A 14516-nucleotide genomic window follows, 5' to 3' on the forward strand; every position below is an offset into this window, starting at 1 on the left:
ATGTCCGCTACCGCTGCTTCAGGACGACCGCTTGCAGGTATCGCCCGATATGGCCTCATAGTCGCGCTGATCGCCGTCTTCGCGCTGTTTTCAGCATTGGCGCCGACATTCCTCAGCCCCGGCAACCTGCAGAGCATTCTCGTCAACAACTTCACGCTGCTCGCCATCGTCTCGATTGCCATGACCTTTGCGGTTGCGGCTGGTGGTATCGATCTTTCTGTGGGAACGGCGGTCGACTTTGCGAGCTTTGCTTTCGTTTCCAGCATTCTGGCTGGGGTGCCTGTGTCTTTGGCTGCTCTGGCCGGCCTTGGCGCCGGAGCGCTGGTCGGGGCGTTCAACGCCGTGCTTATTTCCGGGATCGGCGTATCGCCATTCCTGGCAACGCTTGGAACGCTGTTCATCGGCCGCAGCATCCAGCAACTGCTGACCGATGGCGGCAATCCGGTCTATCTGCCTCCGTCAGGCGTGCCCGAAGCATTTCGTTTTATCGGCCATGGAACGCTCGGCACTATTCCCGTGCCGCTTCTGATCGCAGGCGTCATCATCGCCGGTGCCGCCTTGCTGTTTGCGAGGATGCGCTTCGGGCGCGTGGTTCTGGCGATCGGTATCCAGCCGCGGACGGTGCGCTATTCAGGCATTGGGCTCAGAGCCCATGTCGCTACAACCTTCATTCTCGCCGGCATAATCGCCGCCTTTGCCGGGCTGATCCTGACGGCGACGGTGACCGTCTACATCCCCTCCTCCGGCAACGGCTTCATGCTCAACGCCATCGGCGCCACCTTCATCGGTACGACCTTTTCGCCGCTCGGCCGGCCGAATGTCGCCGGCACGGTGCTCGGTGTGCTGCTTTTGAGCATCGTCGCGAACGGCCTGCTGCTGACCGGCCTGAACTTCTACTGGCAGCAGGTCGGCACAGGATTGCTGATCTTCGCAGTGCTCGCCTTCAGCTTCGTCAACAAGAAAGCCGTCGGCGCCTGAGTGCGGCCGATCCATATCATGCAGGAATAACAACATGACCCGCGAAATCAGGCTCAATGCCTTCGACATGAACTGCGTCGGACACCAGTCGCCCGGCCTGTGGCGCCACCCGCGCGACAAGTCCTGGACCTACAAGGACATGGACTACTGGGTCCATCTGGCAAAGACGCTCGAGCGCGGCAAGTTCGACGGGCTGTTCATCGCCGACGTGCTCGGTGTCTATGATGTGCAGAACGGCAGTGTCGACGCGGCGTTGCGCCATTCCGCGCAGGTGCCGGTCAATGATCCGCTGCAACTTATCCCGACCATGGCCTATGAGACCGAGCATCTTGGCTTCGGGCTGACCGCCTCGCTCTCCTTCGAGCATCCCTACACCTTCGCGCGGCGCATCTCGACGCTCGACCATCTGACCAAGGGCCGCGTCGGCTGGAACATCGTCACGTCCTATCTGAACAGCGGCGCTTTGAACATCGGCCAGTCGGCGCAGACGCAGCATGATGACCGCTACGGCCTGGCGGAGGAATATCTCGAAGTCTGCTACAAGCTCTGGGAAGGCAGCTGGGAGGATGACGCGGTCGTTCGCGATCGGGAAAAAGGCATTTTCACCCACCCGGAGAAGGTGCATCCTATCCGCCATTCGGGCAAGCATTTCACCGTTCCCGGCATTCATTTGAGCGAACCATCGCCGCAGCGGACACCGGTGCTTTATCAGGCAGGCGCTTCCAGTCGCGGCAAGGACTTCGCCGGCGCGCATGCGGAATGCATCTTCGTGGCGGCTCCCTCGAAGCCGGTTCTGAAGCGCTATGTCGCCAATGTTCGCGAGGCAGCCGAGCGTGTCGGACGCAATCCGCGCGAAATTCTCGCCTTCAACCTCCAGACTGTGATCCTCGGCGAGACCGATGCCGAGGCGCAGCGTAAGTTCAACGAATACCGCCAATACGCTTCCTTCGAAGGCGCACAGACGCTGATATCAGGCTGGACCGGCATTGATTTCGGCCAGTTCTCTCCCGACGAGGTGCTTCGCCACCGCCATACCAACGCCGTGCAGTCCGCCGTTGAGACCTTCACCACGATCGATCCGAACAAGGAATGGACCGTGCGCGAAATGGCCGACTGGGTTGGCATCGGTGGCTTCGGCCCGGTCTTCGTCGGCTCGCCGCAAACGGTCGCCGACCTGATGCAGGAATGGATCGAGGATACCGATGTCGACGGCTTCAATCTGGCCTATGCGGTGACGCCCGAAAGCTTCGAGGATGCGGTCGATCTTCTGGTACCCGAACTGCAGAAGCGCGGCGTCTACAAGACTGACTACCGCTCCGGAACGCTGCGGGAAAAGCTCGGCGGCAGCGGACCGAGGCTTGTCGCGCCGCATCCGGCAACCGGCTATCGCAATCTCCGCGATGTCGTAGCGCAAGCATCTTAAATCCGGCCAGCAATATTCAGAGCCCAGAAAAGGGCTCTGAAAGCACATCTTGCAGATCGGCCCTCGCCTGCGGCGACAAATAGGGACGCAAGAGGCTCGCAACCTGGCTCAGCCCCCAGTGGACATGCTGCGGGCCGAGATCGTGAACGCCTTCCTGCAGGCCGAGATAGACGGCCCAATAGGTCGAGACGATCCACATATTGGTCAATAGCTGTTTGCGGTCATCAGCGGCGACGCTGATCAAGCCGGAACTTTCCATGCGCTGAAAGATGATATCGACCGAAAGACGCATGCCGGCACTGACTGCGAGGATCGGCTCTCGCAACGCTGGGGCCGTCGCCAACAGGCCCGGAATATCGCGAAACAGGAAGCGATAGGTCCAGACCAACGCGAACCACTTGCGCAGAAAGCCGGCATAGGCCTTCGAGTCCGCTCCCTGCACCGCGTCCGCTTCGGTGACAACGGTCAGCGCATCGGCCTCGAAACGGGCGAAGAGGGCCAGCACCAGCGACTCCTTGGTGCGGAAATGATAATAGAGATTGCCCTGATTGATACGGACGGCCTTGGCGATCTCGGCCGTTGTTACCGATTCCGGGCCTTTCTGATTGAAGAGCGACAGCGTCGAAACAAGGATCCGCTCGCGGGTATCTGGCTTTGCTACCGAGCCCGTTCTCTTGCCTTTGTTGTCCGACACGCTTTTTTCCTCTTGAATGCCTAAGGTAATCACCTTACCTTTTTTAAGGTAAATGCCTTAATATCGATCTACAGGCATTCGAGACGCTGAACAAGGAGGCCGAAGGATGAATGCAGGCGTAAACACGGCCGATCTATCGCCGGGCACATTTCCGCTGACCCCACGCTCGATGCCGCATGTGCTTCTTTCGCTGATCCGCAATCCCCTGGATGCGCTGCCGCCCGAGATTTTCAGGGAACCGATCGTCTTCACGCAAATGGGCGGGAAATTGCGGGTCTATCTCGCCGATCCCGAGCTGATCTATCAGGCGCTCGTCCGCAATTCCGATGCGCTCGGCAAGGGCGAGGATGTCCGCCGCCTGCTCGGCCCGGCGCTTGGCGACGGGATACTCACCTCGGACGGCGCACATTGGAAATGGCAGCGCCAATCCGTGGCCGGTGCCTTTCGTCACGAAAAGCTCCTGGAACTCCAGCCTTCCATGATCGCAGCGGCGGAGCGCCGACGCGACCTCTGGCTCACCCACAAAGACGGCACCTTCGACCTTTGCCAGGAAATGATGCGCACCACCTTCGATATTATCGTCGAGACGATGATGTCGGGTGGCGATGGCATCGATGTCGACCGGGTCGAGCGCAACATCACCAACTATCTCAAGCCGACCGGCTGGAAGTTTGCGCTGGGCCTGGTTGGCGCGCCGGACTGGATGCCGCATCCCGGCAAGGAAAAGGCAAAGGCGGCCGTCATCTTCCTGCGTGCGACGCTTGCCAAGGTAATCGCGGAAAGACGGCGCAGCGGCATTGAGCGCCACGACCTCGTTTCCATGCTGCTTGGCGCCGCCGATCCGGAAACGGGCCGCACGATGACCGATGAAGAGATCATCGACAATCTGATGACCTTCATCACCGCCGGACATGAGACGACGGCGCTCGGCCTTGCGTGGACGCTCCATCTTCTAGCCCGCCATCCGGACTATCAGGCGAGGCTCTTCGAGGAGATAGCCACCGCAACTGATGGTGGCCCGCTCCTTTCCGAACATGTCGGCAAGCTCGCCTATGCAAGACAGGTCTTCTCCGAGGCCATGCGGCTATATCCGCCGGCGCCAATCATTTCGCGCGCCGCGCTTCGCGATTTCACTCTCGGCGCCTATACCATCCCGGCCGGCACGATCCTTTACGTGCCGATCTATGCCGTGCATCGTCACGCCGCCATCTGGGAGGATCCGCTGGTCTTCGACCCCGAGCGTTTCGAACCCGAGACCGCCAAGAGCCGCCACCGCTTCGCTTTCATGCCCTTCGGCGCCGGCCCGCGCGTCTGCATCGGCAATGGCTTTGCCATGATGGAAGCCGTGGCGATCCTTGCCGTCCTGCTGCAGAGATTCCGCGTCACCGGCCCGAACGACCCCTCACCCAAGCCAATCATGAAGGTCACGTTGCGGCCGATGCACCCCCTGCCGATCCATCTCGTCGAACGATAGGCGGCGAAACACCCTATTTCGGACACAAGGCAAGTTGAGGTTCGCTCCACATATCATGGAGATGAGCATGCGCCTGTTGCTGTCTGCCCTCTTTTCGCTGCTTGCCGTCACCGCCGCCATAGCCGCGCCTTCAGATCAGGCGGCTATAAAGCTGGGCCGGGGTGTCAATATTCTCGGCTACGATCCGCTCTGGACCGATGCCGAGAAGGCTCGCTTCAAACCCGCCTATTACAAGATGCTGCATGAGAGCGGCTTTCAGAACATCCGGGTCAATCTGCAGGCCTTTTCGCATATGGATCAATCCGGCCGCCTCGATGCGCAATGGCTCGCAACGCTTGATGATGTGGTGAAAGAGGCGACTGGCGCGGGCCTGATGGTCATCATCGACGAGCACGACTATCGCGGCTGCGCAGAGGATGCCGAGAATTGCAGATCGAAGCTGCTCGCTTTCTGGAACCAGATCGCGCCGCGCTACAAGGACGAGCCCGATACAGTTCTCTTCGAGATCCTGAACGAGCCGAACAAGGCGATAACCCCGGATATCTGGAATGGGCTGCTGCGCGACGCTTTAGCCGTTATCCGCAAGACCAACCCAAATCGCAGCGTGGTGATCGGGCCGGCAAATTCCAACAACTTCCATTCGCTCGACAAGCTGTCGCTGCCGGAAGACGACCGCAACATCATCGTGACGGTCCACTATTACGATCCCTTCGCCTTCACCCATCAAGGTGCCACCTGGACGAATCCGAGCCGTGAAAAGCTGATCGGCGTCACATGGGGCACTCCTGTCGAACGCGAACAGATCACCCGCGACTTTTCAACGATCGCCGCGTGGTCCCACAGCCATAACCGCCCGATATTGCTCGGTGAGTTCGGCGCCTACGACAAAGGCGACATCGCATCGCGAACGGCATGGACCGCAAGTGTCGCGCGGGCAGCCGAGAGCAACCATTTCGCCTGGAGCTATTGGCAATTCGAAGGCAGCTTCGGCGCTTACGATGTCGCGAAAAACAAATGGGTCGAGCCGATCTACCAGGCGCTGATGTCAAAGCCGCAGAACTGAATTGGGACGCAAGGCGCTGCCTTCGCATCGCGCCTTGCGTCCCAAGAGTTAGAGTCCGATCTCAGCCGCCCCAGCTGCGTTCGAGGACACGGATCCAGTTTTCATGGGCGATGTTTCTGATGGCCTGATCGTCAAAACCATGGGCGCGCAGGGCGTCGATCAGCTTCGGCAGGCCGGCAGCGTCGCCAAGCGCCTGCGGGATGGTCGTGCCGTCGAAATCCGAACCGAGCGCCACATGCTCGATACCAACGCGCTCGGCAATGTAGGCGATGTGGCGAACGAGGAGTTCAATGGGCGTATCGGCATTTCTGGTGCCGTCGTCGCGCAGGAACAGCACGCCGAAATTGATGCCGACCAAACCGCCCGTGTCGCGGATGGCATCGAGCTGCTTGTCCGTCAGGTTGCGGCTGTGGGGCGAAATCGCGTGTGCGTTGGAATGCGAGGCAACCAGCGGCGCATCCGACAGCTTCGCAATATCCCAGAAGCCTTGCTCATTCATGTGTGAAAGGTCGATCATGATCCGCAATTCGTTGCAGGCGCGGATCAAATCCTTGCCGGCATCGCTGAGACCAGGCCCGATATCCGGTGTCGAACGGAAACGGAAAGGTACGCCATAGGCAAAGACGTTCGGTCGGCTCCATACAGGACCGAGCGTGCGCAGGCCGGCTTGATGCAGGACATAGAGCGCATCGAGATCCGCCGCGATCGCCTCTGCCCCTTCGATATGGAACACCGCGGCAAACCGGCCGTCTGCAATGGAGCTTCGAATGTCAGCAGCAGAGCGGCAAACCTTCACGGCGCCATCGGACTGAGCTTCGATTGCCAGAAGAAGGCGAAACATCGCCAGCGTCTCGTTCAGCGCGTCCGGCTGCGAAGGTGTTGGGAAATCGTCGTTCTCGGTGCGGGGCTGATCCGGAGACGGGATGAACACTGCGCAGAGCCCGCCCGCAAGGCCACCCTTCCGAGCACGCGGCAGATCGATATGTCCCGCGCTCTCGCCCTGCAGAAAGGCGTTCACGGAATTCGAGCTGCCGCGGCGCAGCCGCAGCAACACATCATTATGGCCATCGAAGACGGGGATTATCGAAGATTCGGTCATGTGCCATTCCAAAAACTGTTATCGATACCTGCCTAGGCAAGCTTACCTGCCTCGGCAAATGCAAACCGCGCATAGGGTCTGCGAAAAACGGAATTAGTCGCTCGCAAGACGCGCTGTTAGAGAAGCTAGCGAAAATACGATAGCGACAGAACCGTACCAAGTCCCGCCATGCTTGGCATAGAGCTGTTGTCAAAAGAGTGAAAGGGGATTTCGCGTGGTTTCCAGACGTCAGTTTCTCATCGGCAGCGGCACGCTGCCGTTCCTGTCCTATCTCGATCTTGCACAGACAGCATTCGCCGCGACGCCGAAAGACGTGCTTGTCGTAGCCCAGCAGCTCGACAACATGACGAGCCTCGATCCGCATGAAAGCTTCGAAGCCGTCGGCGGCGAGGTGATCAGCAACATGTATCAAAAGCTGGTCCATCCCAACACCGATGATCCCTCCAAGGTCGATCCGGCGTTGGCTGCATCCTGGCAGGCAGATGCGGACAGCAAGGTGTTCACCTTCAAGCTCGCCAAGGCAAGCTTCGCCAGTGGCGCGCCGGTGACGGCAGAAGATGTCGCCTTCTCGCTGCAGCGCGCGATCAAGATGAACAAGGGCGCGGCCTTCATCATCAATCAGTTCGGCTTCACGACAGAGAATGTCGAAAGCCGGATCGTTGCAACCGATGCCGAAACGCTGACCCTTACGACCGAAAAGCCTACTGCGATCGCCTTTCTGCTCTATTGCCTCTCGGCCAATATCGCCGCCGTGGTCGAAAAGAAGACGGTGCTCGCCAATGAAGCTAATGGTGACATGGGCAATGCCTGGCTGCAGAAGAACAGCGCCGGCTCCGGCAGTTTCCAGCTTCAGGCGTGGAAGGCGAGCGAGTCCGTAGCGCTCACGCTCAATCCACATGGCCCTTATAAGGGCAATCTGAAGCGCGTCATCCTGCGCCATGTTACCGATCCCGCCTCGCAGCTCCTGATGCTGAAGAAGGGCGATGCCGATATCGCCCGCGACCTGACTTCGGAACAGCTGCGCACCATCCATGACGATGCCGATTTCACGCTGGTCACCAAGAGCATTGCCTCGCTGGTGCTCATCTCCCTCAACCAGGGTGTGCCGAACCTGGCAAAGCCGCAGGTCTGGCAGGCCGTCAAATGGGCGCTCGACTACAAGGGCATGCAGGAAAACATCGTGCCGCTGACCCACAAGGTTCACCAGAGCTTCGAGCCGGAAGGCTTCCCGGCAGCGATCAGCGATACGCCGTTCCAGAAGGATGTGGCAAAGGCGAAGGCATTGATGGCCGAAGCCGGGCTTGCCGATGGCTTCGACGTGACCATGGATCATTACGCCGCCCAGCCTTATCCGGACCTCGCCCAGGCCATCCAGGCAAACCTTGCCGAGATCGGCATTCGCGTGAAGTTGCAGTCGGCCGAAAACCGGCAGGTGTTGACGAAGATGCGCGGTCGCCAGCACGAAATGGCGCTTTCGGCCTGGGGCACAGACTATTTCGATCCGAATTCCAATGGCGAAGTCTTCACCATCAACAAGGACAATTCCGACGACGCCAAGAGCAAGCCTTTCCTGTGGCGTTCGCGCTACAAGAACGACGATTTCGCCGCCAAGGCGGAAGCCGCCCGCGACGAGAAGGACCCGGCCAAGCGCATCGCCCGCTATGAGGAACTGCAGCGCGAGCACATGCAGAACAGCCCCTTCGCCTTCATGTTCCAGACGGTGAAGACTGCGGCTTGCCGCAAGGCCGTATCCGGCTTCCAGCTCGGCGCCCTTTCGGAAGCCAATTCCTATCAGGAGACCAGCAAGGCTTGACCCGACGGCTCAAATCCTTCTCCGCCATCCTGAGCAGCATCGTGTTGACGCTGCTCGGGCTGACGGTCGTCACCTTCCTGATCGGCCGTGTCATGCCGGTCGATCCGGTCATTGCTGCCGTCGGCGATAATGCGCCGGAGGCGGTCGTCATCCGCGTGCGGGCCGAAATGGGTCTCGACCAGCCCCTTCCGGTGCAATTCCTGCATTATCTGAACCAGCTCCTGCATGGCGATCTCGGCATGTCGGTGCTGACGAAGAACCCGGTATCGCAGGATATCGCCCGTTTCTTCCCCGCGACTTTCGAACTGGCGACCGCGGCACTCATTCTTGCCGCCATCATCGGCATTCCGCTTGGCGTCTGGGCGGCCGTGCGGCAGGGAACCATCACGGATCAGGCGATCCGCGTCGTTTGCCTTGCCGGCCATTCCATTCCGGTTTTCATGCTGTCCCTCATCTCGCTGCTGATCTTCTATTCGGCGCTCGGCATTGCGCCGGGGCCCGGGCGGCAGGACATTATCTATGACGGAATGATCACTCCGGTGACCGGATTGCTCTCCGTGGACACGCTGCTTGCCGGCGATCTCGATGCCTTCTGGGATGCGCTTGCCCACATGGCGCAGCCGGTCTGCATCCTCGCTTATTTCAGCATGGCCTACATTGCCCGCATGACACGCGCCTTCATGATCGACGCCCTGAAGGGCGAATTCGTCATCACCGCGCGCGCCAAGGGCCTGTCGCTCAGCAGGGTGATCTGGGGCCACGCCTTCCCGACCGTCGCCGTGCAACTGGTGACCGTGCTGGCGTTGACCTATGCCGGCCTGCTGGAGGGCGCCGTCGTCACCGAAACGGTGTTTTCCTGGCCCGGCATCGGCCAGTATCTGACCGCCTCGCTGATGAACGGCGACATGAACCCGGTCATCGGCACCACACTCCTGATCGGCATCATCTATGTGGGGCTCAACCTCGTCGCCGATCTCCTTTATCGTCTGCTGGACCCGAGGGTGCGATGATGCTGGCAACCTTCCGCAACTGGGCACTCGATGAGTCCCCCACCTCCCGACGCCAGGCGGCCTGGGGCGATCGTTATCGCATCTGGCTGGGCTTGAAGGGTAATGCTCTCGGCATGATCGGCCTGTCGATCATTCTACTGTTCATCCTGCTTGCGCTTTTCGCGCCGTGGCTCGCCACGCATGATCCGGCTGCACAGGATTTGGCCAACCGGCTTGCCAAGCCGAGCGCAGCCCATTGGCTCGGCACCGACGAACTCGGGCGCGACATCTATTCCCGCCTGCTCTTTGGCGGCCGCGTCACGCTCGGCATGGTCATCGCCGTGGTCGTGCTCGTCGCCCCCATCGGTCTCGCCATCGGCTGCATCGCCGGCTATTTCGGTGGCGTGGTCGATACGGCGCTGATGCGCTTGACCGACATCTTCCTCGCCTTCCCCCGGCTGGTGCTGGCGCTTGCCTTCGTGGCAGCCCTGAAGCCCGGCGTCGAAAGCGCGGTGCTCGCGATCGCACTCACAGCCTGGCCGCCCTATGCCCGGCTGGCGCGCGCCGAAACCCTGACCGTACGCGGCGCCGATTTCATCGCAGCCTATCGTCTCACAGGCGCCTCCTCCTGGCGCATCATCATGCGCCACATCGCGCCATTGTGCATGCCGAGCCTCATCGTTCGCGTCACGCTCGACATGAGCTCCATCATCATCACGGCCGCCAGCCTCGGCTTCCTCGGCATGGGCGCACAGCCGCCTTCGCCGGAATGGGGCGCGATGATCGCAACCGCAAAGCGCTTCATCTTCGAGCAATGGTGGGTCGCAACCATCCCCGGCGTCGCCATCTTCCTCGTTTCGCTCGCCTTCAATTTCTTGGGCGATGCGCTGCGTGACGTGCTCGATCCGAAGGGGAACTGATCCATGCTGGTCGAGATCGACAATCTGCGCATCGGCTTCAAGACACGCACCGGCTTTGCCCCAGCCGTCAAGGGCGTGTCGCTGCGCCTCGGTGCCGAAAAGCTTGGCATCGTCGGCGAAAGCGGTTCGGGCAAAAGCCTGACGGCGCGCGCACTGATGAAACTCCTGCCAAGGCAGACCCGCATCGAGGCCGACAAGCTTTCCTTCGACGGCATCGACATCGTGTCGGCCAGCGAAAAGCAGATGCGCACCATCCGCGGCAAACGGGCAGGCTTCATCCTGCAGGACCCGAAATACTCGCTGAATCCGGTGAAGACCATCGGCAATCAGGTTGCCGAGTCATGGCGCACGCACAAGGGCGGCAGTCGCCGGGAGGCAGCGGAAGCTGCCGCCAATCTGCTGGAGCAGGTCAAGATCCGCAATCCGAAAGCAGTCGCAGCTTCCTATCCGCATGAAGTCTCCGGCGGCATGGGCCAGCGCGTCATGATCGCGATGATGCTCGCTCCCGATCCGGAACTGCTGATCGCCGACGAACCCACCAGTGCGCTGGACGCGACGGTGCAGGCCGAGATCCTGCGGCTGATCGAGGAGCTTGTCTCCGAGCGCTCCATGGGATTGATGCTGATCAGCCATGACCTGCCGCTCGTCTCGCATTTCTGCGACCGGGTGGCGGTCATGTATTCCGGGCGAGTCGTCGAGGAGTTGCAGGCATCGGAGCTGTTATCTGCAGCCCATCCCTATACGCGCGGGTTGCTGAACTGCATCCCCTCGCTCACGCACCCGAAAGAGCGGCTGCCCATTCTCGAGCGTGACCCGGAGTGGCTGAAATGACGATAGAGATCGACAATCTGCGCATCCGCTTCGGTGAGCGTGAAGTGGTCAAGGGTGTTTCCTTCAAGGTCGAGGAAGGCGGCAGCTTTGGCATCGTCGGCGAAAGCGGCTCCGGCAAATCGACCGTGTTGCGTGCCATGGCCGGCCTCAACACCAGCTGGATGGGACGCATCGCCTTTGGCGGCGAAGCTGCTCCGCAGCATCGGACGCCGGATTTCTTCCGCAAGGTGCAGATGGTTTTTCAGGACCCCTACGGTTCCCTGCATCCACGCCAGACGATCGACCGCATTCTGAGCGAGCTGCCGCTGGTCCACCGCATGGGCGATGTCGACCAGCGCATCGCCAGGGCACTTTCGGATGTGGCGCTGCCGCAGAGCGCGCGCTTTCGCTACCCACACCAGCTTTCCGGTGGCCAACGCCAGCGCGTCGCCATCGCTCGGGCGCTGATCGCCGACCCCAGAATCCTCCTGCTCGATGAGCCGACAAGCGCGCTCGATGTCTCGGTTCAGGCCGAGATCCTCAACCTGCTCTCCGATCTCCGTGTCGAGCGGAAACTTACCTATGTGATGGTGAGCCATAATCTCGGCGTGATCGCCCATCTCTGTACCGAGGTCGGCGTCATGATCGACGGCCAGATGGTAGAGCAGGTCACGGCCGACGATCTACGGCGCGGCAACGTCACCCACCCTCATACGCAGGAACTGCGCCGTCTGAGCATCGAGTTCGAGGAAGCCGAACCGGTCTAATCTGCATTTGCGAGGCATGCATGTCTGAAATGGGAAACTGGAAGGCCGCGCAGGCGCGCGCCGCCCAATTCGCGCAAGATTGGCGAAACGATGAGCCGGGCGGCACAGTCATCGGCTTTGATGCTGATGGCATTCGCTTTGCCGAGGCCGGCGGTGTTGAAAGTCTCTCGACGCTCGCCCCCTTCACTACGGCCAGCGTCGTCCGCTATGCCTCGGTGACGAAACATGCCTTCTGCGCCATGGTGCTCGCCCATTCCGACAAGATCGGTCTCGATGACCCACTCGGGCTGCATCTGCCTGAGCTGCAGTCGCCGCTTCGCGACGTCACTATCGGCCGCGCCCTCGACATGAGCGGCGGTCTGCCTGACACGCGCGAATGCCTGTCGCTGCTTGGTCTGTCCGTCTATACGGAGACCAAAGCAGGCCCCCTGCTCGATTTCCTCGCCCGCCAGACGCGACTGAATTATGAGGCCGGAACCGAGATTTCCTATTCCAACACGGGCTACCGGCTCGTGGAAGCCGCACTTGAGCGCTGTGGTGCTTTCTTTCGCGACTATATTCGCCAGCTGGGTGCGCAAACGGGTGCTGTATTCGACGCTCCTGAAGTCTGGAACGATCCAGTCATCGGCTTGGTGCCGGGATACTGGCGCGACGGCGAGCGTTGGCAACTTTCGGCGGCCGGGCTGCATATTTCCGCCTCCGGCAGCATGACCGGCAGTGGCGAAAGCCTCGCCAAGTGGCTGATTGGCCTCCTCGGCGGCAACGGCTCCTTTTCGGGAGTACTGGAACAGCTCTCGGCACCACGGCATCTCGTCGATGGCAGACCGAGCGGATACAGCCTTGGCCTACGCCGCACCCTGTTGGGAGAGCGCTCCCTCATCGGCCACGGCGGCTCGCATCCCGGCTACAAGAGCTACTTCCTGCTCGACCCCATTCGGAAAACCGGCTTCGTCGTAGTGTCGAACCGCGAGGATACCAACGGCCACAAGATCGCTCTCGAATCCATGGCAGCATTGACGGGCGAAGCCCTGCCACGCGCCTCGACGACCCTGCGTGACGGTACCTATGTGACGGAGAGTGGACCCTGGTGGATCAAGGTCGCCGGCAGCACGGTGACCTATCTCGATGCCGACGAAACTGTATATGAGGATGAGGGATCATGGGTTTCCTCGCGCTCAGCCTCCTCGCCGATGCGCCTGACCATGCAGGGTGAGGCAATCGTTGGAGAGGTCGGGCACGCCGAGCGGCGGTTCCTGCCTGTGGAGGAGCAGGCCGTGCCGCCTTCCCTCTCCGGTGTGTGGAGCTCTTCGGAAGGTGCCAGCTTCGAGATCGACAATGGCAGCCTCATCATGGGTGTCGGCCCGGTGCGCCATCATATGCCGCTGCAGGCGCTCGGCTGCGGACGCTTCCTGTTCACCCTCAAGGACGGTCCCTGGACCAAGCGGGTCTGCCTCAATCTCCTCGGCGCGGATCGGCTGGAACTGGTGCTTGCCCGCGCCAGAATGATCGAATATCGCCGCGCAAGCTGATTGCATTCCCGGCCCATTCGGGCCAAGGAGAACCCGGCTTTGATAGCCGGTTTCTTTCGGGAGCTTCGAGTGGAAGTCAAATGGCTTGAAGATTTTCTGGCGCTGGCGCGGACGCTGAACTTTTCCAAGGCCGCCGACGAACGCCATGTGACGCAATCAGCCTTCAGCCGCCGCATCCGGCAGCTGGAGGGCTGGGTGGGCGCGAGCCTGATCGACAGGGCCACCTATCCGTCACGGCTGACTGCTGCGGGCGAACGCTTCGTGCCGGTGGCCGAGCAGACCTTGCAGGCGCTCTACCAGGCACGACGCAATCTTCAGCACGAGGACGGCACCGATGCGCGCACCGTGACCGTGACGGCGCTGCATACCCTATCCTTCACCTTCTTTCCCGATTGGCTAAGCCGGCTTAACGCACGCACCGGCCCCATCGTCTCGCACATGCGGCCGGACTCCGGCACCATGGAGGAGAACCTGAACTCACTCATCGATGGGGACTGCGATTTCCTGCTGACGTATCAGCACCTGCACGTGCCGATGCTGCTCGATCCGCAATTCGAACATCGCACACTCGGCCGGGAAACCATCCTGCCGGTCAGCGCCGCGAATGCGGATGGCACGCCGCTGCATCGTATCGAACCCGGCTTCTGCCATGTCAGCTACCAGAAGACATCCTTCTTCGGGCAATTGGTCGCGGGGGTTATCGGCGAGCGACTGCCCACGGAAAACCGCGTGCATGTCGGCAGCATGTCCGTGGGGTTGAAGGGCATGGTCGCAGCCGGCTTCGGGCTTGCCTGGATCCCGGAAAGCCTTGTCAGCGCCGAGCTTACCGATGGCCGGCTCGTGCATGCCGCCGATCCGGAATGGAATATAGACGTGGAAATCCGCCTCTATCGCTCGCGCGAAAATCGCCGTCCGATCGTCGGGCGCATCTGGTCGATGCTGGACTGATCCCGACGA

The 14516-nt window shown here is 61.1% G+C and carries 13 protein-coding genes; 11 read left to right on the top strand and 2 right to left on the bottom strand.

Going from position 1 to position 14516, the window contains the following annotated elements:
* Both ACQZ6F_RS02240 and ACQZ6F_RS02245 read left to right on the top strand, forming a co-directional pair.
* Window positions 1-978 (top strand): ABC transporter permease, encoded by a 978-nt coding sequence (locus ACQZ6F_RS02240; protein ID WP_449092468.1) that lies wholly within the window; start codon window positions 1-3, stop codon window positions 976-978.
* A 34-nt stretch (window positions 979-1012) separates the two neighbouring features.
* Window positions 1013-2401, top strand: a complete 1389-nt coding sequence (locus ACQZ6F_RS02245; RefSeq protein ID WP_449092469.1) for an LLM class flavin-dependent oxidoreductase — start codon at window positions 1013-1015, stop codon at window positions 2399-2401.
* A gap of 16 nt (window positions 2402-2417) precedes the next feature.
* Here ACQZ6F_RS02245 and ACQZ6F_RS02250 read toward each other — a convergent pair whose 3' ends face one another.
* Window positions 2418-3095, bottom strand: coding sequence for a TetR/AcrR family transcriptional regulator (locus tag ACQZ6F_RS02250; RefSeq protein ID WP_449092470.1), 678 nt, complete (start codon window positions 3093-3095; stop codon window positions 2418-2420).
* Window positions 3096-3201: 106 nt separating this feature from the next.
* On the opposite strand from ACQZ6F_RS02250, the gene ACQZ6F_RS02255 reads away from it, so the two are divergent.
* Window positions 3202-4569 carry a cytochrome P450 gene (locus ACQZ6F_RS02255; protein ID WP_449092471.1) on the top strand — a complete coding sequence of 456 codons (1368 nt, stop codon included), beginning with the start codon at window positions 3202-3204 and terminating at the stop codon, window positions 4567-4569.
* Between the two features lie 67 nt (window positions 4570-4636).
* A complete protein-coding gene (locus tag ACQZ6F_RS02260) occupies window positions 4637-5632 on the top strand; it encodes a glycoside hydrolase family 5 protein (protein WP_449092472.1) in 996 nt (331 codons plus the stop codon).
* A 61-nt stretch (window positions 5633-5693) separates the two neighbouring features.
* Here ACQZ6F_RS02260 and ACQZ6F_RS02265 read toward each other — a convergent pair whose 3' ends face one another.
* Complete coding sequence (locus ACQZ6F_RS02265) at window positions 5694-6731, bottom strand: dipeptidase (protein ID WP_449092473.1); 1038 nt, start codon at window positions 6729-6731, stop codon at window positions 5694-5696.
* 214 nt (window positions 6732-6945) lie between these two features.
* Here ACQZ6F_RS02265 and ACQZ6F_RS02270 point away from each other — a divergent pair, with 214 nt between their 5' ends.
* The 7 genes from ACQZ6F_RS02270 (at window position 6946) to ACQZ6F_RS02300 (ending at window position 14507) form a co-directional block, all read left to right on the top strand.
* The gene (locus tag ACQZ6F_RS02270) at window positions 6946-8544 is read left to right on the top strand and encodes an ABC transporter substrate-binding protein (protein ID WP_449092474.1); all 1599 of its coding nucleotides are present in this window, start codon (window positions 6946-6948) and stop codon (window positions 8542-8544) included.
* On the top strand, window positions 8541-9554 hold the full coding sequence (locus ACQZ6F_RS02275; protein WP_449092475.1) for an ABC transporter permease: 1014 nt from the start codon (window positions 8541-8543) through the stop codon (window positions 9552-9554). The genes ACQZ6F_RS02270 and ACQZ6F_RS02275 overlap by 4 nt, the downstream gene beginning before the upstream one ends.
* The gene (gene nikC / locus ACQZ6F_RS02280; protein ID WP_267548816.1) at window positions 9551-10453 is read left to right on the top strand and encodes a nickel transporter permease; all 903 of its coding nucleotides are present in this window, start codon (window positions 9551-9553) and stop codon (window positions 10451-10453) included. Before ACQZ6F_RS02275 ends, nikC begins: the two co-directional genes overlap by 4 nt.
* A gap of 3 nt (window positions 10454-10456) precedes the next feature.
* A complete protein-coding gene (locus ACQZ6F_RS02285; protein ID WP_449092476.1) occupies window positions 10457-11284 on the top strand; it encodes an ABC transporter ATP-binding protein in 828 nt (275 codons plus the stop codon).
* Complete coding sequence (locus ACQZ6F_RS02290) at window positions 11281-12030, top strand: ABC transporter ATP-binding protein (RefSeq protein ID WP_174074211.1); 750 nt, start codon at window positions 11281-11283, stop codon at window positions 12028-12030. The genes ACQZ6F_RS02285 and ACQZ6F_RS02290 overlap by 4 nt, the downstream gene beginning before the upstream one ends.
* Window positions 12031-12050: 20 nt before the next feature.
* Entirely contained in the window at window positions 12051-13559 is a 1509-nt protein-coding gene (locus tag ACQZ6F_RS02295) for a serine hydrolase domain-containing protein (protein WP_449092477.1), read from the top strand.
* 69 nt (window positions 13560-13628) lie between these two features.
* The gene (locus ACQZ6F_RS02300; RefSeq protein WP_449092478.1) at window positions 13629-14507 is read left to right on the top strand and encodes a LysR family transcriptional regulator; all 879 of its coding nucleotides are present in this window, start codon (window positions 13629-13631) and stop codon (window positions 14505-14507) included.
* Window positions 14508-14516: the final 9 nt, after the last annotated feature.

It is taken from the genome of Rhizobium sp. A22-96, from assembly GCF_053521805.1.